Source organism: Streptomyces sp. NPDC058257 (assembly GCF_042881845.1).
Lineage (GTDB): Bacteria > Actinomycetota > Actinomycetes > Streptomycetales > Streptomycetaceae > Streptomyces.
Window position 1 is genome coordinate 130,731 of sequence record NZ_JBHVXJ010000014.1, and the last position, 18,434, is coordinate 149,164.

The 18,434-nt window shown below is 67.5% G+C and carries 13 protein-coding genes; 3 read left to right on the forward strand and 10 right to left on the reverse strand.

Annotation, left to right across the window (positions count from 1 at the left end; genetic code table 11):
* The first annotated feature begins 258 nt into the window (after positions 1-258).
* Positions 259-1,335 (forward strand): recombinase RecA, encoded by a 1,077-nt coding sequence (gene recA / locus ACFVXC_RS29250; protein WP_389910939.1) that lies wholly within the window; start codon positions 259-261, stop codon positions 1,333-1,335.
* A 307-nt stretch (positions 1,336-1,642) separates the two neighbouring features.
* On the opposite strand, the gene ACFVXC_RS29255 is transcribed toward recA, so the two are convergent.
* The 8 genes from ACFVXC_RS29255 to ACFVXC_RS29290 all read right to left on the reverse strand — a co-directional run bounded on the left by ACFVXC_RS29255 (position 1,643) and on the right by ACFVXC_RS29290 (position 14,591).
* Positions 1,643-3,274 (reverse strand): M4 family metallopeptidase, encoded by a 1,632-nt coding sequence (locus ACFVXC_RS29255; RefSeq protein WP_389910942.1) that lies wholly within the window; start codon positions 3,272-3,274, stop codon positions 1,643-1,645.
* Between the two features lie 600 nt (positions 3,275-3,874).
* On the reverse strand, positions 3,875-6,028 hold the full coding sequence (locus tag ACFVXC_RS29260; RefSeq protein WP_389910945.1) for a prolyl oligopeptidase family serine peptidase: 2,154 nt from the start codon (positions 6,026-6,028) through the stop codon (positions 3,875-3,877).
* A complete protein-coding gene (locus ACFVXC_RS29265; RefSeq protein WP_389910948.1) occupies positions 6,025-6,690 on the reverse strand; it encodes a methyltransferase in 666 nt (221 codons plus the stop codon). The genes ACFVXC_RS29260 and ACFVXC_RS29265 overlap by 4 nt, the downstream gene beginning before the upstream one ends.
* Positions 6,691-6,735: 45 nt before the next feature.
* Complete coding sequence (gene gntD / locus ACFVXC_RS29270) at positions 6,736-7,761, reverse strand: guanitoxin biosynthesis L-enduracididine beta-hydroxylase GntD (protein ID WP_389910951.1); 1,026 nt, start codon at positions 7,759-7,761, stop codon at positions 6,736-6,738.
* 60 nt (positions 7,762-7,821) lie between these two features.
* Positions 7,822-9,162, reverse strand: a complete 1,341-nt coding sequence (locus ACFVXC_RS29275; protein WP_389910954.1) for a hypothetical protein — start codon at positions 9,160-9,162, stop codon at positions 7,822-7,824.
* The gene (locus ACFVXC_RS29280) at positions 9,159-10,346 is read right to left on the reverse strand and encodes a hypothetical protein (protein WP_389910957.1); all 1,188 of its coding nucleotides are present in this window, start codon (positions 10,344-10,346) and stop codon (positions 9,159-9,161) included. The genes ACFVXC_RS29275 and ACFVXC_RS29280 overlap by 4 nt, the downstream gene beginning before the upstream one ends.
* A gap of 27 nt (positions 10,347-10,373) precedes the next feature.
* Positions 10,374-12,830: a lantibiotic dehydratase gene (locus ACFVXC_RS29285; protein WP_389910960.1), complete on the reverse strand. Its 2,457-nt coding sequence runs from the start codon at positions 12,828-12,830 to the stop codon at positions 10,374-10,376.
* 252 nt (positions 12,831-13,082) lie between these two features.
* Positions 13,083-14,591, reverse strand: coding sequence for a DUF6002 family protein (locus tag ACFVXC_RS29290; RefSeq protein ID WP_389910963.1), 1,509 nt, complete (start codon positions 14,589-14,591; stop codon positions 13,083-13,085).
* A gap of 213 nt (positions 14,592-14,804) precedes the next feature.
* Here ACFVXC_RS29290 and ACFVXC_RS29295 point away from each other — a divergent pair, with 213 nt between their 5' ends.
* A complete protein-coding gene (locus tag ACFVXC_RS29295) occupies positions 14,805-16,085 on the forward strand; it encodes an MFS transporter (RefSeq protein WP_389910966.1) in 1,281 nt (426 codons plus the stop codon).
* Between the two features lie 37 nt (positions 16,086-16,122).
* On the opposite strand, the gene ACFVXC_RS29300 is transcribed toward ACFVXC_RS29295, so the two are convergent.
* Together ACFVXC_RS29300 and ACFVXC_RS29305 are read right to left on the reverse strand one after the other, a co-directional pair.
* Positions 16,123-16,635, reverse strand: a complete 513-nt coding sequence (locus tag ACFVXC_RS29300; RefSeq protein WP_389911135.1) for an FAD-dependent monooxygenase — start codon at positions 16,633-16,635, stop codon at positions 16,123-16,125.
* A gap of 97 nt (positions 16,636-16,732) precedes the next feature.
* Complete coding sequence (locus ACFVXC_RS29305) at positions 16,733-17,119, reverse strand: VOC family protein (protein ID WP_389911137.1); 387 nt, start codon at positions 17,117-17,119, stop codon at positions 16,733-16,735.
* Between the two features lie 224 nt (positions 17,120-17,343).
* Here ACFVXC_RS29305 and ACFVXC_RS29310 point away from each other — a divergent pair, with 224 nt between their 5' ends.
* A complete protein-coding gene (locus tag ACFVXC_RS29310) occupies positions 17,344-18,240 on the forward strand; it encodes a LysR family transcriptional regulator (RefSeq protein WP_389910968.1) in 897 nt (298 codons plus the stop codon).
* The last annotated feature ends 194 nt before the right edge of the window (positions 18,241-18,434 follow it).

Here is an 18,434-nt window from a genome sequence, read left to right on the forward strand (position 1 = left end):
GGAGGGCATTCTCGGAAGCAGTGACGACGTTCGACGGCGCCGTCGTCCACCGAGGGGAATCGGACGGCGTCGCGGTCCGCGTCCGGAGCGGCCCGGCGCGTGACCCGCCCCGCTCCCCCTCGGTTTGGTACCTTTCACTGGACACGTAAATCGATCGGATGTTCGTTTTCTGGGATCTCCGAGACGTCCGTTGTCTGCAGTAGACGCCCACGTTCTCCGACGTGCGGCGTGCCACACAAGCGGACCGGGTGAAAGCTCATGGCAGGAACCGACCACGAAAAGGCGCTGGACACCGCGCTCGCACAGATCGAACGGAAATTTGGCAAGGGTGCGGTCATGCGCCTCGGCGAGCGGCCCAATGAGCCCATCGAGGTGATCCCTACCGGATCGACCGCGCTGGACGTGGCGCTCGGTGTGGGCGGTCTGCCCCGCGGCCGTGTGGTGGAGGTGTACGGGCCGGAGTCCTCCGGCAAGACGACGCTGACGTTGCACGCGGTAGCGAACGCGCAGAAAGCCGGCGGCTCGGTGGCGTTCATCGACGCCGAGCACGCCCTCGACCCCGAGTACGCCAAGAAACTCGGCGTCGACACCGACAACCTCATCCTGTCCCAGCCGGACAACGGCGAGCAGGCGTTGGAGATCGTCGACATCCTGATCCGCTCCGGCGCGATCGACTTGATCGTCATCGACTCCGTCGCCGCGTTGGTGCCACGCGCCGAGATCGAGGGCGAGATGGGCGACTCCCACATGGGTCTGCAGGCCCGTCTGATGAGCCAGGCACTCCGCAAGATCACCAGCGCGCTCAGCCAGACGCGGACGACGGCGATCTTCATCAACCAGCTCCGCGAGAAGATCGGTGTGATGTTCGGCTCCCCGGAGACCACGACCGGTGGCCGCGCGCTGAAGTTCTACGCCTCCGTGCGTCTCGACATCCGCCGCATCGAGACCCTGAAGGACGGCACGGACGCGGTCGGCAACCGCACCCGCGTCAAGGTCGTCAAGAACAAGGTCGCGCCGCCCTTCAAGCAGGCCGAGTTCGACATCCTCTACGGCCAGGGCATCAGCCGCGAGGGCGGCCTGATCGACATGGGCGTGGAGAACGGCTTCGTCCGCAAGGCAGGTGCCTGGTACACGTACGAGGGCGACCAGCTCGGCCAGGGCAAGGAGAACGCCCGCAACTTCCTCAAGGACAACCCCGACCTCGCCAACGAGATCGAGCAGAGGATCCTCCAGAAGCTCGGAATCGGGGTACCGGCGAAGGCCGCAGCCGCCGAGGACACGGGCACCGTCCCGGCCCCTGCCGCCGCACCGACCTCGGCGGGAAACGCCGCCTGACAGTCAAGGGCGTGGCCCTGCCGGATGTTCCGTCACGCAAGACCCGGACCGTTCCCGGACCGAGAACCAGCCCAGTGACCACCCTCGTTCTCCGGTGACCCAGTGCACCTACGTCGCTGACCGTGTGGCGAAGAAGTCGCGCTGGCAGCTCTTCGTCAAAGAGGCCGAACAGACGGGGGTCCGCGGCCGACCGCGTCCTGGATCACCTCCCACCACTGCCGGCGACCTCGCCGGTTCGCCTGATGCGGTGAACGCGACAGGGGCGGCGTCCCTTTCGGACGCCGCCCCTTACATGACCGACCGGGGGTTACTTGACGTTGACGCCGGTCCAGGCAGCGGCCACGCGCTTGTATTCGGTGGAAGTCGCGCCGTACAGGTCCTTCGCGGCGCGCAGCGTGCCCTTACGGGCCGCCTTGTAGTCGGTGGTCGACGTGAAGTACGTCGTCAGGGCCTTGAACCAGATCTTCTCGGCCTTGCCGCGTCCGATGCCCAGCACCTTGGAGCCGTCGGCGGTCGGCGAGTTGTACTGGACGCCGTTGATCCGCTTCTTCCCGCTGCCCTCGGACAGCAGGTAGAAGAAGTGGTTGGCGATGCCCGAGGAGTAGTGGACGTCGACATTGCCGGCGTTGGCGTTCCACTTGTCCAGGGAGCCGCCGTCCTTACTCGGCTTGTCCATGTAACGCAGCGGGGTGCCGTCGCCGTTGATGTCGATCTTCTCGCCGATGAGGTAGTCGCCGACGTCCTTGGGGTTCTTGGCCTTGAACTCCACGGCAGTGGCGAAGATGTCGGAGGTGGCCTCGTTCAGGCCACCGGACTCGCCGCTGTACTCCATGTTGCCGGTCGCCGAGGTGACACCGTGCGTCATCTCGTGGGCCGCGACATCGATCGAGGTGAGGGGCTTCTTGTCACCCTCGCCGTCGCCGTACGTCATGCAGAAGCAACTGTCGTCCCAGAAGGCGTTGACGTAGCCGTTGCTGTAGTGGACGCGGGATGTCGCGCCCTTGCCGTCGCCGTTGATGCCCGTTCGGCCGTGGACTGACTTGTAGTAGTCCCAGGTGAGCTGGGCACCGTAGGCGGCGTCGACGGCGGCCGTCTGCGCGCTCGAAGGCTTGCCGTTGCCCCAGATGTCGTTGGCGTCCTTGAAGAGCTTGCCGGCGCCGCTCTCCGCGTGCTTCAGGTCGAAGGTGCGGTGGCCGCCTCGGGTCTTGTCGGTCAGCTCGTAGCCACTCGTGCCCTTCTTGGAGCCGACGGTGACCTTGCCGCTGTACTGGCTGTTGCCGGTGCCGTTCTCGATGGCCTGGTATTGGTACAGCTTCTTCCCGCTCGCGGCGTCCGTGATGACGTGGAGCCTGCTGGGCGTGCCGTCCTTCTGCACACCGGTGACGACCGTCTCGTACGCGAGAACGGGCTTGCCGGAGGCGGCCCAGATCACCTTGCGCGGAGCCTGCGCGTCGGCCTGCGCGGTCTTCGCCTTCGCGGCGGTCGACTCGGCGGACTTGGCGACCGAGCCCTTGGCGAGCTTCGCGTCGGTGGAGGCGACCTTGACGGTGGCCTCGGTCGCCTTGGTGACGCCCTTCAGTTCGCCGCTCTTGGCGGTGTGCACGACGAGGTCGCCGCCGAGGACGGGCAGGCCGTCGTAGGAGCGCTCGTAGCGGGTGTGGGTGGTGCCGTCGGCGTCCTTGACGACGTCGCGCACGACGAGCTTCTCCTTGGCACCGAGGCCGATCCGCTCGGCGGTCGCCGATCTCTCGACGCTCGCGTCCTGGAGGAGGTCCGCGCGGGCCGGCACCGAGAGGGCGACGGGGGAACCGGACGGCTCGGTGTCCTTGTCCGGCTGGGCGGAGGCGCCGGTGGTCAGTCCGGCGGTGAGCAGCGCTCCGGCGGCGACGGTGGTGGCGATCGCGAGCGTCGAACGCTTACGGGATATATCAGAGGTCACGCGGGCTCCATCTGTGGGGGCCCGGGAGGCATGGAGGGCCGCCCGGAGCAGAAAAGGACGCGATGCGGGCGTGCAGCGTGTTGCTGTACGTGCAGCGTGTTGCGGGGGAGCGTGTCATTCCAACCAGGTACATGTCAGCATTCTGACGGGATATTGGCCGGATATGGTCCGTTGAGCGATGGTCGACATACGCAATGCGAACAGGTCATGAACGCGGTCGGCATCGGCAACGCGCGTGCCACGCCGATGAGTTGATCACCCGCGACGGCGATGTGCCTCGGTGAGGGCGGGGCAGCCTCTGTGCAGGGCGAGGCTTACGGGCAGGTCACCTGTCAACTGATGAGGACCATCCAGAGCCAGTTCATTCGTTTCCCCCCTTCCCCCTGACTGGTGAGGTTCAGGAGGGGGCGGGTTCGGCTCGTGGACCGGATCAGAAGTCTCAACTGGTGCGGGTTGCCTTGCACTACAGGAACTGTGACGCGTTCCCGCCACGGTGCAGGGTGGCCGCCAGGCGTCAGAGAGTCCGCTGGAACGGCCGGCTCGCCGTCGCCTGGTGCGTGGGCCTCGCGGTACTCGGCTGCTTCTGGTCGACCGTGAAGTTCAACCGCGCCCCCGAGTCACAGTGGCGGGGCGCTCGGCGAGGGCGTCCTGGAGGAACCGCACCTGGATCTTGAGGAGGCTCCGTTGGATATCGATGTCGGCGACCATGTGTGCTGTGCCCGGAATCGGCAGCACGGTGTGCGGACGGCCCGCCCGGAGCAGCGCTTCGGACAGCCGGAACGTATGGGCGCTCACCACGTTGTCGTCCGCCGTTCCATGGATGAGCATGAGGGGCCTGACCAGGTTGGGCGCGTCTTCGAGCAGCGACGACCGCGCGTAGTTGCCGGGTTCACGCTCCGGATGACCCAGATGCCGCTCACGCCAGTGGGTGTCGTAGAGGGTCTGGTCGGTGACCGGAGCACCCGCCACGGCGGCATGGAAGACATCGGGCCTGCGGAGCACGGCCAACGCGGCAAGGAAGCCCCCGTAGGACCAGCCGCGGATGCCCACCCTGCCGAGATCTAGGCACTTGAGGGCGTCGGCGGCCCCGTGCAGGCCGTCGACCTGGTCCTGAAGGACCGGGGTGGCGATGTCTCCGTGGATGGTCCTCTCCCACTCGGGGCCGCGGCCCGGAGTGCCCCGGCCGTCGACGATGACGACGGCGAAGCCCTGTTCCGCGAGCCACTGCGGCAGCAGGTACCCGTCCTGCTCCTCGGTGACGCGCTGGAGGTACGGCCCGGCGTAGGGATCCATCAGGACAGGCAGGCGGCGCGCCGGGTCCGCCCCGGACGGCAGGACGACGGCGACCCGCAACTCACGGGGGCCCACGGTCAAGTGCCGTACGTCGGGGGTGAGCACCGGCTGCTCGGCCAGACTGCGAAGGGTGCAGGCCGAGCCGGTGCGTCGGTGCGCAGTCACCGTCCAGCCGGCGCGGTCCGGCGTACGACCGTACGACACGACCGTCCCGCCACCGGCCCGCCCGTTCCACACGCCCGGGAGCCGGGTCTCCTGCACGAGTCCCGCGGAGGGCGACCAGCTCCACAGGTGCGTGCGCGTCGGCTCCCGCGAGGCACGGAAGTGGACAGTGTCCCCGTCCGTGCCGACGACCTCCCGGATCTGGAGCCCCGGAGGGGTGACCGGCGAGCCGTCGACCAGCAGTCGGCGAGTGCCCTCGCGGTCGGCCACCCACACCAGAGCGCCCGATGCGGTGACGGCCGGAACGCCGCGTACGACGGAGATCCAGGAAGCGTCCGTCTCCTCGTGCACGACCCGCGTCAGACCCGTGTCCGCCGCGACCCGCAGAACGCGCATGCGGCGCTGGCCGCGGTCCTGGACGACCACGAGGGGTTCTTCGTCCCGGTCCCAGTTCACCTCCACGACGTACTCGAACGCCCCGCGGTCCCAGATGACGGGGACAGGTTCCCCGTGCGGGCCGAATATCCACAGGGAGACGTCGGCGTTCTCGGTCCCCGCCGCGGGGTACGCGATCTCCCGGGGCGGCACGGCCGGCTGGGCGGGGTCGTTGATGTACCAGCGTTGGACCCTGGCCGTATCCACGCGCGCGACCAGCAGCTTCTCGCTGTCCGGCGACCACCAGAAGCCCCGCAGGCGTTCCATCGACTCGGCGGCCACATGCTCCGCGAGGCCGTACGTCACGTGTTCGCCGTCCGGCGCGGCCACGAGCCGGTCGCCCGATCCGTCGGCGGCGACGCGGCGCAACGCGCCCGCGTGCACGTACGCGATGTGCCTGCCGTCGGGGGACGGGCGCGGGTCGAAGGCCGGCGGGAGACCGTCGAGGAAGCGGGTCGTACCGCTCTCCGGCTGGGTGGTGCCGAGCAGCCGGGTGGTGCCGATTCGGCCGTTGACCGTGAACGCTGCCATCGACACGGCTGCGTCGGTCGCATAGCCGGTGATACCCCGGGAGCGTTCACGGGTTCGCTCCCGCATCCATGCGTCGGCTTCGGCTCCGGCCTCGGCCTCGGGCCCGGCACCGTCCCCCGTGGCCGCGGAAGCCTGTGCGGGGTCTGCCACCAGCACTTCCCTGGCTGTGTCGAAGGAGAACTGCCAGAGACACGACATGGGGTCGGTGCCGCTCTGCGAGCGCAGGAACAGGATGCGCTGCCCGTCCGGCGACACCGTGAACGATGTGGGCACACCGAGTTGGAAGCGATGCGTGCTCAGGTACTGGTCGAGAAACGCGTCGGCGGTACTCATCGGGACTGGTTCTCCGCCGGTGGACGGCTCTCCGACAGGCGCGACCACAGGAAGTAGTAGTCCTCGAATCCGGGCCCGCAGTCGAAGGTGCCGACGGTCTCCAGACCGGCGCCCTCGATCATCTCCGTGAAGTCCGACGGCTGCGAGAAGCGGTAGTTCTCCTGGATGACCACCGATCCCCCGGGACGCAGGAAACGCGGGGCGGCGGCGTAGAAGTCCCGGTGGATGGACCAGTCCGTGTCCTTCCAGATCAGCGCCGAGTGACTGTGCTGGTAATCCGAGGCCGGAGCGGCCTGGTTGACATGCGGCGGGTTGCCGACCATCAGGTCCCACCGGAGACCTGCGGCGACCTGGGTGAAGCTGTCGGAGAGGTGGAACCGTACCTGTCCGTCCAGACTGTTCTCCCGCACGGTGGCCTCAACCGCACGCTCGGCGTCAGGATTCACGTCGCTGAGGTCGAGGGTCTTGCAGAGACCGGACGCCAGGAGCGAGAAGCCGATGAAACCGGGCCCGGCACACCACTCGAAGACGCTCTCGACGCTTCCGAAGTGCTGCCTGACGAAAGCCTCATAGGTCCGGCCGAAGGTGTTTCCGCCGCCGTCCAGGTCCTGCGTGTAGGAAACCAAGACCGAACCGTACGGCGCCTTCAAATAGCTGGGCATTCTCTCTCCATGTAAGGGGGAAGTGGCCGAGTGGGAACCCGGCCGTCAGTAGATGACGCGCTCGTGGGCGGCTGTACGCGCGTCACGCGACTTACGGAGATCCCTCGTGACATTGATGCGCTTGAGCCAGCGGTCCTTGCCGTCGTAACGCGCCTTGAAGGGGCGACGCCCGTGGATCGCCTTGAAGTTGTCGATGAAGATGACCTGGCCCGGCTGGAGCACATCCTCACGCATACACGTCTCGACCTTTTCGGAGAAGACCGCCATGGCGGTACGCGCCGCCTCGTTCTGGATCGGCGCCATGTAGTAGGGGTGGACACGCAGATAGGGGTCGGCGGGGTCGCCGAATAGAATCGGCACCGGTTCCGGCTGGTCGAGCATGCGGCGGATCCGCGCGTAGCTGCGTTCTTGCAGTTCCGCCGTGGCGGCGTCGGCCCCTGGCTCACCACGGTTCTCCGGCCGGTGGGCGTCGTCGGGAACCAGCGGGAAGAACGCGCCACTCAGGGTTTCCCTGGTCCGCTCGTCCAGGTCCAGGTCCGCTACTCCGACATAGGTGGTCCGGGCGGCGTCGGGATTGCGCAGACACATCAAGCCGACGTAGTCGGCACGGTAGGGATGGAAGGCATCCTCGGTGTGCCACTCCAGCGGGGTGCTGCTGCCCGTGCCCAACTGCCCAATCTCATGGCCCTTGATCGGCATGACATCGTGCATGATGCGGCCCTCCTGCTGCGTCGCCCACCCGATGGGGTCGCCGAGAAGCTGGCCGCAGAGCAGGAAGAACAGTTCCTCTTCGAGGGTGGGCGACTGGGCCGACCGGCTCTTCCAGTGTTCCGGAGTGGCCCCGATGGCGTCGTCGTCGACCCGGAACCCGCTGACCACACAAGCCACTTCTGGTTCCTTCATACGGAACTCGTTGAGTGCGGCACGGAGCCCTCGCGGAAGTTCCTGGGCGTACACGGAGGCGTTGTCCAGGAACTCCCTGGATTCGACTGAGGCGTGCTCCTGAGCCAGCTCCGCGGCCAACGCACGGCATTCTGCGGCTTCTTCGCGGGTGAGGGTGATTCGGTACATCACGAATTCCTTCGGTACGGAGGTGCTGAACGGCCGGCGGCCAGGCGCCCTGCGCGCGGTTCAGCGCCGGGCGAGGGCTACGGTCGGCAACGCGCCGTGCCCGTGAATGCTGACGACCCCGTGCCGCCCGGGCGGCAGGTAACGGACCATGCAACCGCCGGGCCGGTCGTCGAATACGTAGGGGCTGAACACCGGGAACACCTCGGCTTCGTAACTGCCCGTCCCCTCGGCTTCCGCGAACTCCATGGAATATGGGGCGGGACGCACGTACTCCTGGACGATGTGGTCCTCGCGCTCCACTGCCCGACTCACCGTGCTGTCCCACAGTTCGCGGTCGCAGTGGCGACCGACGAGGACGTCCTGCGCCTTCATGCCGATGGCGGGCTTGAGGACGAACTCCTCCGGGCTGTCGAGGAGCAGTTCGGGAAGGAAGCGCTTGGCGCCCCGCCAGTGTGTGCTCCGCCCGCTCACCACACGCGTCCACGGAAGGTAGCGCTCGACTGTCTCGCGATCGCGAGCGGACATCCAGGGCTGCCCCTCGGAGACCCAGCCGAGGACCTTCTTGTTGGAAATCAGATACGCGGTCTGTGTCGCGATCAGGGTGCATCCCGCGTCCAGCGCCGTGCGGACCGGAGCGAGGTCGATCGCGTGTCCGCGCCACTCGGGAATGGTGAAATGCCGCAGGCCGATGTCGTAGCGAGGGCGGCCGGGCAGGCCGAGTCCGGCGAGGAGATCCTCGGGCTCGAAGAACTCCGCCTCCAGCCCCCGGCTCCTGAGCGAGTCGACCTGAACGTCGTAGTAGCGCGTCGTCCTGCTGCCGTTCAGGTCCCGGGCCGTGCCGACGATGGCCACGCCGGGCCTGACGCCGAGCTCCCGGACGGCCCGGACGAATATCTGGTCGCGCACCGCGAGCGGGTCGGGACCGGTGAACGGTGCCAGCTCACGGCCGCCGTACGCCTCGATCCACGCCGCGGAGTTCAGCGAGGTGTCGACCACACCACCGATACCGGCGCCGATGTTGAACTCGACGAACTTGGGTCCAGTGGCGTCGACCATGACATCGGGGCGGGCGATACAGGTGGCGAAGTCCTCTTCGGCGGCGCTGTCGACGAAGAGCGGGTACATCTCCTCGTCGGCGCCCAGCGCCGCGATGCGGCCGGCCGCCGTGGGCGCGGCCTCCAGCAGCGTCCTGCGCAGCAGGCGCAGGAGCGCGGCGGCCGCCGTGAACATCTCCTGGTAGGACTCCTCCGGGAGGACCACGGGGCGCAGGGAGGCCGGGGACATGGGGAAAGCGATGTCGTCCATCGCCCGGGTGAGCCCGTCGATCAGAGCGGGAGCGGGCAGCCGGGAACCGAGTGGAATCGGCTCGGATCCGTACCACTGCGGCGTCTGTGTCGTCATGAGTGTGCCCTCCTGGCAAGACCCTTGGGAACGGTGGCGAGGAATGCGTCCAGGTCGATGTGCCGGGCTCGTTCCACACCAGGGGATTTCGCCGAGTAGTCGATGCGGGCCGCTCGGTCGGCGTCATGGAAGTAGACGGCTTCCAGAGCGCCGTCCGCCCCCTCCGCCAGGAGTGGATTGGCCACGAGGAAGTCGCGCACCTCGGGTGTGTCGCTGCGCACCTGGAACCACAGCCGCTTGTTCCCGAAATGGTTCGGCGGAAGAACGACCCGGGTCCCGAACCGCCGCTTCCACTGGTAAGTGCCCTTGCTCAGGAATGATTCCGTGCCCTGGAAATCGAGCGCACGGACTCCGTTGTCGGCCGACCATCCGATCAGAAAATGGTAGATGGCCTTGAAAGCCCCGCTGTCGTAGTGCTCCTTTGCGCCGTCGACCACCCCGAGCAGCCGGAGGGTCAGAGTGCGGGAGGCGCGGTCCCAGTGGCAGAGAGCTCCCCCGACGCGCTTGCCGTTCTGGGAAAGGCTGAACATGCGGCCCTCGCGGAACAGACACTCGTAGGAGACGTCCTTGGTCTCGGTGCGCTCCCGCGCGCCGTGGCGTTCGCGCATCGTGGGGCGGTAGAGCCGCTTGTAGAACACGTCGAACCAGGCCGGATCGTGTTCGACGGCCCACGTCCACTCATGGCGCCGCATAGCCCGTCTGAACTGCTCGCGTTCACGCTTGGAGATCTTGCGTCGTACGGCATCGGAATCGCCGTCGTCGGTGTCGATGACGAAGTGGACGCGCATGGGCACGATCAGCGAGGCGTCGGTCGGCAACCGCCGTGCCTTTGCCGCACTGGTGCCCACGATGGCGATGTCGGAATCCGGCAGCCGGTCAGGGTCGCGGAGTGCCTTCCCCGAGATCTCGGATTCCGTACGTCTAGCCGCGTTCCCGTCCCTCGATTCTCGGCGCAGCTCGGTGAATTCGAGCGTGTAGGCAAGACCTTCGGCCAGACCCGAATACGAAACGGACAGGCCACCCAGGGACGAGCTGACGGCCGGGAACACGGCACCGTCGCGGGTGTCCACCGCGGTGCGCAACCAGGTCAATACGGGGTGGCCGCTGTTGCGCCAGCGGTATCCGGTGTGCATGCGCAGCCTGCGGTGCAGCGAGGCGCGTGGGGGTGGGGTCACTGCTGACATGGCGTTCATTCCTCGGTCATGGGTACGTCAGTGGGGCACCGGTGCCGAGAACGCGGCGAAACGCAGCTCGGATGTGTAGTGGCCGGCCTGGTCGGACACCCACAGGTGTTCAGGACCGGGCAGCATCTCCGACAGTTCGACGGGGCCTGTCGCCTGCCCTGCCAGACGGGTGAGTTGCCGCACCAGCAGCGGGCTGTCCAGATCGCAGTAGACGGGCTTCGTCTCCCCGGGGATCTTGGCGTAGAGGTGCCGGGTCAGGCCGACCTCCTCCCGCAGCTCCTGCACCTTCAAGAACGAGTCCCGTCGGTGCCGGGCGGAGAGATCCGGGGCGGCGACCCGCCAGGACTGCCGCTGGAGCACCACCGGGCCCATCCGGATCCGGGGCATGTGCGCATGGTGCCGGCCCGCGAGAAGCTTGCCGCCCTGGCACCGGGCGAAGCCGAAGGGGACGAACGGGTTGTGCCGTACCCCCAGCCAGGCATACGGCAGCGCGGCCATACGCAGGAATCGGTCGCTTCCCGGTCGGCGCAGCCGCAGGCTCCCCTCGGCCCTGGTGACCCGGAGGTCGGCCAGGCCGAGGACCTGTTCACGAGGGAGCGGGGAGCGCCCGCTCGCCTCGATCTCGACGGTGTTCAACGGCACTCGGATATAGGACTTGTTACGGTGGGCGAGGGTCACGCAGGCGATGTCCTCGTCCGCCGCGAGCAGCCGCCGGTACCCATCGAGAACCGAGTCCGCGAAATCGGGATACCGCTCGTCGAGGGTCGGGCCGAACAGACCGTGGCTCAGGGACTCCTCGTTGGCGTGCAACTCACTGATCACCGCGTAGAAATCGCCGGTCGCGAGGTGGGCGGGCGACTCGGCCGCGATCATCAGGTCCGGATTGCAGAGCACGGGACAGCTGTCACCGGTCGCGGCCACGAGCTCGCGCACCTCGCCGGGGCTCACGGTCACTTCCGTATCGCCGTAAGTGCCCCCGGAGAGCAGGGCGTTCTCCACCTGGTCGAGGAAGTCCGTCTCCGCGGCGTCGATCTTCGCGTACGGCGCGGCAAGCGCCTCGGAGTCCGCCACGAATCCGTCGAGGAAGTCGTAGAGGGGGACCTCCGACCGCCCCGGGAACCGTGCCGCGAACCAGTCGCCGAGCAACTCCGACTCGGCGGCGATCCGCAGCCGCGGTGCCGCCATGGACAGATCGTAGGCGAGTGGGAGTTCGTCGGCGAGGAACTCCGTCACAGGGTGCCCTATGGACAGGTCGGCGTAACGTCCCGAGCAGTCCTCGTGCAGCACGGTGCGGTCGCCGTAGAACGTGCCCCGCCCTCGTTCCGCCGGAACGCCCGTGTAGGTCTCGAAGTCGGACTTCAGCCCGTCGAGCGCGGCGCGCCGCACGGCGGTGCCGCTCTCCACCGCACCGAAGTCGCCCAGGTGCCGGGCTGCCTGACGCAGCATGCCGCGCCAGGCGACCGCCTCCGGATCGCCTTCGTACGCGCTGAGTTCGGGCAGTGGGTCGGGCACACCGTATGGGAGCTCGGGGCCCACGAGGATGGCTCCCAGCTGCTCCAGTCGCGCGACCGAGTCAAGGACGGCCTGGGGCAGCGGGTCGCCCGGCCGGTACCGGGAGTCGACCTCGCGTGCCACTTGGGCGGTTGTTCTGTCGCCGTCGCAGTGGGCGAAGACGGCCAGGTCGAAGGCAGCAAGCGGCACCGGCGGCCGGATGCGGGTGGCCTCCCTGACGTCCTTGACCTTCGCCGTGTAATCGATCGAGAACACCGTCAGGGTGTCGCCGGACACGGCCGCGCCGGGGGCCCTGCGCGGGCGGCACTGCGGGAGCACCTCCGGGTCGTCCCGCATGGCCGCCGCGATGGCCTCCCCCGCCCAGCGCGAGAGCAGGGGGTGCCGACGCAACGGCACGGACTCGGCGGACATGCCACGGCTTCCGGGTGCGAAGACGCCCAGGGTGAAGGGGCCCAGATGCCCGGTGGTGTCGTTCTTGGCGCAGACTCGCTGGAGATGCCGGACGAGCGTGTCGATCCTGGGGCGGTCGTCCTTGTGCCAGCGCCACTCGGGTTCGAGGGTCTTGGCGATCCAGCGCGCGAGCACCGGCTCAGAACTCTCGTTGGAGACCAGCAGGGCGTCTCTCAGCTGCGCGCTCTCCTGGAAGAGCTTCAGGACGCGGTCGGACGTCCCGAGCTCCGCCAGCGGAAACAACTCCAGGAACCGCTCGTTGGCGTGCGCTTCTTCGTCGAGCAACCCGGCGAACTCCTCCAGCATGGCCCGGATCTCGTCGGAACCGACCTCGGACCGTATCTGGGCGGGAGGCAGCTTGCGCTTGCGCACCGCGCGCAGGGCCGCACCATCCTGACGGCTGTGCGCGGTCGCGAGCAGGTCGGCCGAGTGCGACGCGGCCACGGCTCGCTCGAGTCCGCGGCGCGCCCTGACGAGCCGTCGCGCCGCTCCGGTCGCGTCGTCCGATACGAGCAGTTGCATCAGTTCGAAGGGAAACCCGGACATACGGAGCGCGAAGTGCGGCAGTGTGACCCAGCCTCCGCCCAGAACGGGGGCCGCTGTGGCGGGTTGAGGTGCTGCTGACGACAAGGGGGTATCCATGGCAGGCCTTCCAGGAGCCGGCGTGACGTGTGAGCGCATGCGTCACTTACGGCGTGAGGGCGTCGGACACGGGCCAGTACCTCAGCCGTTCACAGCCTGAGGGCGCCCGTCACCGGGTGCGTGAGTCGGTCCTCACGCACCCGCGGCCTTGAAGACCACGTCCTTGAGCATGTCTCCGGTCTCGACCCGGTGCAGGGAGGCCGGGGGGAAGGGTGTGTAGTCGTGCCTGCTGTAGCAGCCCGAACCGTGCACGAGGATGTCCTCCTCCGGGACGAGGCCACGGTCGACGGCGTTGAGGATCCCGGTCATCGCCATGATCAGGGACCATTCGCGAAGGTCTCTGGGGTCGGCGGGCAGTTCCACGCCTGCCGGTCGCAGCAGGGCCCTGATCCGCGGGTACCTCGTCAGGCATTCATGGAGGGAGACAACGATGCCGCCACCGCCGTGCGTCCGGATCAGTTCGTTCATCCGGGGCGACGTCGGCGGGTTGCGCGTGTAGAAAGTGGTGTCGAGCGTCTCGCCGGGGTTCATCGTTGTGTACGGGAACCTGGGGTCCGCCTGCTGCTCGTAGAGCCCCGTCGACTCGTCGTAGCCGTACGAGGGCACCAGATTCGCGTTCGTGGAACCGTGGTAGAGGCTGAGCACCATGTCCGGGGCGCCGAGGTGCTGGACCAAGAAATAGCGGGGGTGTGCCATCGAGCCGCGCACGGACTCGTCCAGCAGGGCGTGCCCTTGCGCGTGACCGAGCAGTCCATAGGCGCTGGATACCGCGTGAACGTGCAGACGAGGCGTGGCGGAGGGAAAGAGATCGGCCTCGGCGAAGGCACGCACCACGTCAGCGGCCATGTAGTTGTTCAGACCGAGCGTGTACCAGAGGTTCACTCCGGTGGAGTCCTTCAAGGCCGCCGCGTGCTCCTCGACCACATGGCGGGCCAGTGCCTTAACGTGGGCCGGCTCGGCTCCCTGGTACACCGCCACCGGATTGCGGTCCTTCAGCTCCAGGTCACGGCTCAGCTCGGATTCCCACAGCTTGGGCGTCGAGCCCTCCGGAACGACGACGGAGACGCTGAGTTGGTCGGGCGTAACCAAGTTCAGGCGTATGGCGCTCAGCACCGCATCACGCATCGCGGTGGCCTTGTTGGCCGATGACGGGGTCAGGATCATGACCCGCTGACCCGTCTCCTGAATGAACCGCACCGCGCGAGCGACCACCACAAGCGAGGCGAAGGTCTTCGTAGTGCGAGTACCCGGGTTCTGTGCCAGGTTCAGAAATGAGAGACGCTTCCCCGCATATTCACCCAGCGGCGTATAAGCAAGGCGGGAGGCGGAGAAGAATTCGCGGAACTTCGGGGTCATGCCGGGGAGTTGAGGACCCGGATTGAATTCACTGGAGCCGACTGCATCCTCATCGAGGAGCATCTTCGCGGCCGGCGCAATGTAGGGATAATAACGATCGATGGAGTTCTCGACCCTGACTTCTTCCCGACTTCCCCGCACTGCCTCTGATTGCACTGCCACTCCCCCGTAACGATGTGTCGTTGTGTCGTTGTGTCGTTCCTGTCTGGCGCTGGAGTGATGCGACCAGACCCCCGCATCCATCGCAAGACTTGTGTGGTACATGTCACATACAAGAACTTCCATGCCGGTTGGGAGCAAGCCACAAGAGTCGAACCGCCTCCGACCTGGTCACGGACCCGCTCGGCACGACACGCCCCCGGCGAGCAGACCCGTCGGCCAGGGCCAGCCGGGGTGCGGTGATGACATCGCGACGATCCGGGCAAGCGGAGGGGGGAGGCGCCGATCGGACGGCCAGGGGCGTTGACAAGACGGCCACGGACATGACTAAAAACTCTCATGACACCACCACCGTCGGACATCAGCGACCAGGACGAGGAAGCGAAGCCGCAACGCCTCCTACACAACCGGGATTTCCGCCTGTTCTGGCTCTCCAGAGTCCTGTCCGGTGCAGGGTCCGCCGTCTCCTACGTGGCCATGCCGATCCTGGTATACAGGGAAACCGGATCTCCGCTGCTCGTCTCCCTGGTCGCGGCGGGCGAGGCGATGCCCTACGTCTTCTTCGGCCTGCTCGCCGGGGCGCTCGCCGACCGGATGAACCGTCGCCGCCTCATGATGGCTGCCGACATTTTGAACGCCCTTTGCTTGGCGAGCATCCCGCTGGTAGCCGCCTTCCATTATCTGACCGCCGCCCATATCGTCATTGCCGCTTTCCTGTCCTCAAGTCTGTACGTATTCTTCGACGCGGCTGGATACGGGGTGGTGCCGACAGTGGTGGGCAAGGCCCAGATCCCCGAGGCCAACAGCGCGATCTGGGGTGCGGAGGCCACTGTCCGCATCGTGGGAACCGCCATGGCGGGCCTCCTGGTCGCGGCCCTTCGCCCCACCGGAGTGCTTGCCCTGGACGCGGCCACTTTCCTGGCTTCGGCGTTGCTCATTCGGGCGCTGACGACCCCTCCCGACGACTCCGGGCCAACCGCGGTCGACCGACCTCGATTTCTTGAGTCGATCAGGGAAGGGCTCAGATTCCTGTGGGGTCAGCCCGAGTTGAAGGCCATGACCGTCTCCGGTTGCCTGCAGTCGTTCGCGGGCGGCGCCTTCATCGGACAACTCGTGATCTTCGCGGACCGCTGCCTCGGAATCAAGGAGTCCGACCCCCGCATCGGACTCATGTTCACGGCGTGGAGTGTCGGCGGCGTGTTGGGATCGCTCGCGCTTCCACGTCTGCTCCGCAGGGTCGGGGCTGTGCAGATCATGCGTGTGGCGCTGCCGGCCAGCACCGCCCTCGGCCTGCTGACCGCTCTCGCCTCCGACTGGCGACTCGCCCTGCCGACGATCGCGGCCTGGGGAACGGTGTACTTGATGGTCATCGTCAACACCGTGACCTACGCCCAAACCGTGACCCCCGGCCCTCTGCAGGGCCGTGTCAACACCACGCGGCGCATGCTCTCATCCGGCGTGGGGGCGCCCGCCGGAGCCATGGCCGCCGGCCTGGTCACGGCGTCGTTCGACGTCCGCGCGGGTCTGCTGATGGCAGTCTCGGCCATCGCCCTCAGCGCGGTCTTCGCCTGGACCCTGCCCACGTCGGCAGCCCCCTCTTCGGCGACCAGAGGGGGGTGAGCAACAGAAACCCCAGGTCACGGGTTCGGCTGCCTCTTCAGTCGCGTCGGCGGGCACGGCCCGCTGGGGAGGGCGGGAACCGGGCCGGCGAAGTCGGCGAACAGTGTGCGCCAGTCGCCGGCCGGAGGGGTGGGAGCGGAGCTGTTGATGTCGGCGTAGCGGCGCCGCCGGTGCCGTCGGAGAAGGTCACGGTCCCGTCGTCGGTCACGGCGTGCACCTCGGTCTCGTACCGGACGGCGGTGCCGTCGACGGCGTCGCGCAGCACCGTGTGCAGCTCGCCCCGGGCCATCGCCAGGCACGGGCCGACGTCACCCCAGATCCGGTCCACGGCGAACTCGGTCAGCACCCGCCCCCGGTGGTCGTGCAACCGCTGCCGCGTCACCGGCGCGGCGTACTCGGCCACTTCGTCCCCCACGCCGATGGCATCAAGGGCCCGTACGGCGTTCGCTGGAAGGTACAGACCGGCGCCGAGTTCCGGTGCGCCCTCGGCGCGGCGCTCGACGACATCCACCGCCACTCCGCGCTCCAGCAGAACCTTGGCCAGTGCCAGGACCGGAGATGCCGGCCCCCACGATCAAAATGCGAGATGTCTTCACAGCCGTTCCTTTTCTTCATGGTCCGAGCCGCCTGGAAGAGCTTGAGCGCAGTCAGGCCGCGGCGTCCTGCGGGTACCAGCGAAGTTCCACAGTGTTGCCGTCCGGGTCCTGGACATAGACCGACGTGGCGGTACCCCGCGCGCCGAAGCGTTCGACTGGGCCTTCGAGGACGGTAAAGGCACCCGAGGCGATGAACTCGTCCCAGTCCAGTGGTTCCACAGTGAGACAGATGTGGTCGACGTTGGACTCGCCCCGAGGGCGACTTACCAGGTCGATGATGGTCTCAGCGGTAATTCTCACCGATGGGAACGGGATCTCGCCGGCTCGCCACTCGGCAACGCGTACCGGTTCCAGGCCGAGGAGTCCGGAGTAGAAGTCCAGGGACCGCTCGACATCCTCGACGTTGAGGACTAGATGGTCGAATGCTTTTACGCGCAGCGAGGGGGAGCCGAGTCGGTCACCGGGGCTCCGTGCGGGGTGGCCGTGTTCCCACGAGGGCTCGTCGGTCCGGGTCGGGCGGGTGGTGATGTCCGAGACGTTCATGAGGCTTCCTTCGATGGTGGAGTCCAGGTGTGCGCCTTTTACGATCCGCTCAGAGGAGTCCGCCATCAAGGCAGGATCGGAATACGATCGTTGAGCCTGATTCAACGAACGGGGGCATCATGCTGGAACGGGTGGAGATCGAGACCTTCCTGATGCTTGCCGAGGAGCTGCACTTCGGCCGTACCGCCGAGCGCCTGTGCGTCACGACCGGCCGGGTCAGTCAGGTGATCAAGAAGCTTGAACGGCGGGTCGGCGGCATGCTGTTTGAGCGGACCAGCAGAACGGTTCGGCTCACGGCGATCGGGCGACAGTTGGCCGACGATCTGGCGCCCTTGGTCACCGGGATGGAGGAGGCGCTCCGAAGGGCCACCGATGCCAGTCGCGGTGTCACAGGAGAACTGCGGGTCGCCTTCCTCGGCGAGTGGACAGCACCCGCGCTCCTGAAGGTGGTGGGTCTGTTCAGCGAGCGCCACCCCGATTGCAGGGTCGACGTACGGGAGGTTCAGCTGTCCAACTCGCGTGCGAGCCTGCTTGACGGCTCGATAGACGTCCTCATCGCTTCGTACCCGTTCGACGGAATGGCCTGTGGGCCAGTACTGCTGACGGAGAAGCGAGTGCTCGCCACCGCGGCCGGGCATCCACTCGCCGACGAGGAGTCGGTGTCGCTCGAAGTGCTCGCGGAACACCCCGTGGTGCAGTATCCGGAGGTGACCTCAGCGGGATTCAAGCGAGATCGCACACCGGACTACACCCCGTCGGGCAGGCCAGTTCCGAAGGGGCCGACCGGAGGATCGTTCTCCGAAATGCTCACGCTGGTCGCGATGGGCAGGGGCATCCTGCCCGTCGGAGAACATTCCCGGCGTTACTACCCTCGACCGGACGTGGCCTACGTGCCTCTGCACGACGCACAGCCGATCGAACGGGGACCGGTCTGGCTGGAGGGGAACACCACAGAGCACGTCGGCGAGTTCGTACGGGCCGCGGCGGCTGTCGCCAAGAAGTTGCCGACTGCTTGAGCGTGCCGGCGGAAGTCGTCTTCCCCGCGCCACATGAGGGTGTGCCGCCGCCGCACTCACCTGGCCGACCGCCCCCCCTGCTGGCGCGCTGGTCGGCAGGATCCCGGCCACTGTGGCAGCCGCTGCCCTGTCTCCGCCGACGGTGCAGCGGTGGTGGGTCATGCCGGGCACGGCTGTTGGCTGATCTCGCCGAC

Excerpts from the sequence above, each read along its gene's own strand:
- recA (WP_389910939.1), top strand. The coding sequence starts at position 259 with ATGGCAGGAACCGACCACGAAAAGGCGCTGGACACCGCGCTCGCACAG.
- ACFVXC_RS29260 (WP_389910945.1), bottom strand. The coding sequence starts at position 6,028 with ATGAGTACCGCCGACGCGTTTCTCGACCAGTACCTGAGCACGCATCGC.
- ACFVXC_RS29265 (WP_389910948.1), bottom strand. The coding sequence starts at position 6,690 with ATGCCCAGCTATTTGAAGGCGCCGTACGGTTCGGTCTTGGTTTCCTAC.
- gntD (WP_389910951.1), bottom strand. The coding sequence starts at position 7,761 with ATGTACCGAATCACCCTCACCCGCGAAGAAGCCGCAGAATGCCGTGCG.
- ACFVXC_RS29275 (WP_389910954.1), bottom strand. The coding sequence starts at position 9,162 with ATGACGACACAGACGCCGCAGTGGTACGGATCCGAGCCGATTCCACTC.
- ACFVXC_RS29280 (WP_389910957.1), bottom strand. The coding sequence starts at position 10,346 with ATGTCAGCAGTGACCCCACCCCCACGCGCCTCGCTGCACCGCAGGCTG.
- ACFVXC_RS29285 (WP_389910960.1), bottom strand. The coding sequence starts at position 12,830 with ATGCAACTGCTCGTATCGGACGACGCGACCGGAGCGGCGCGACGGCTC.
- ACFVXC_RS29290 (WP_389910963.1), bottom strand. The coding sequence starts at position 14,591 with ATGGAAGTTCTTGTATGTGACATGTACCACACAAGTCTTGCGATGGAT.
- ACFVXC_RS29295 (WP_389910966.1), top strand. The coding sequence starts at position 14,805 with ATGACACCACCACCGTCGGACATCAGCGACCAGGACGAGGAAGCGAAG.
- ACFVXC_RS29310 (WP_389910968.1), top strand. The coding sequence starts at position 17,344 with ATGCTGGAACGGGTGGAGATCGAGACCTTCCTGATGCTTGCCGAGGAG.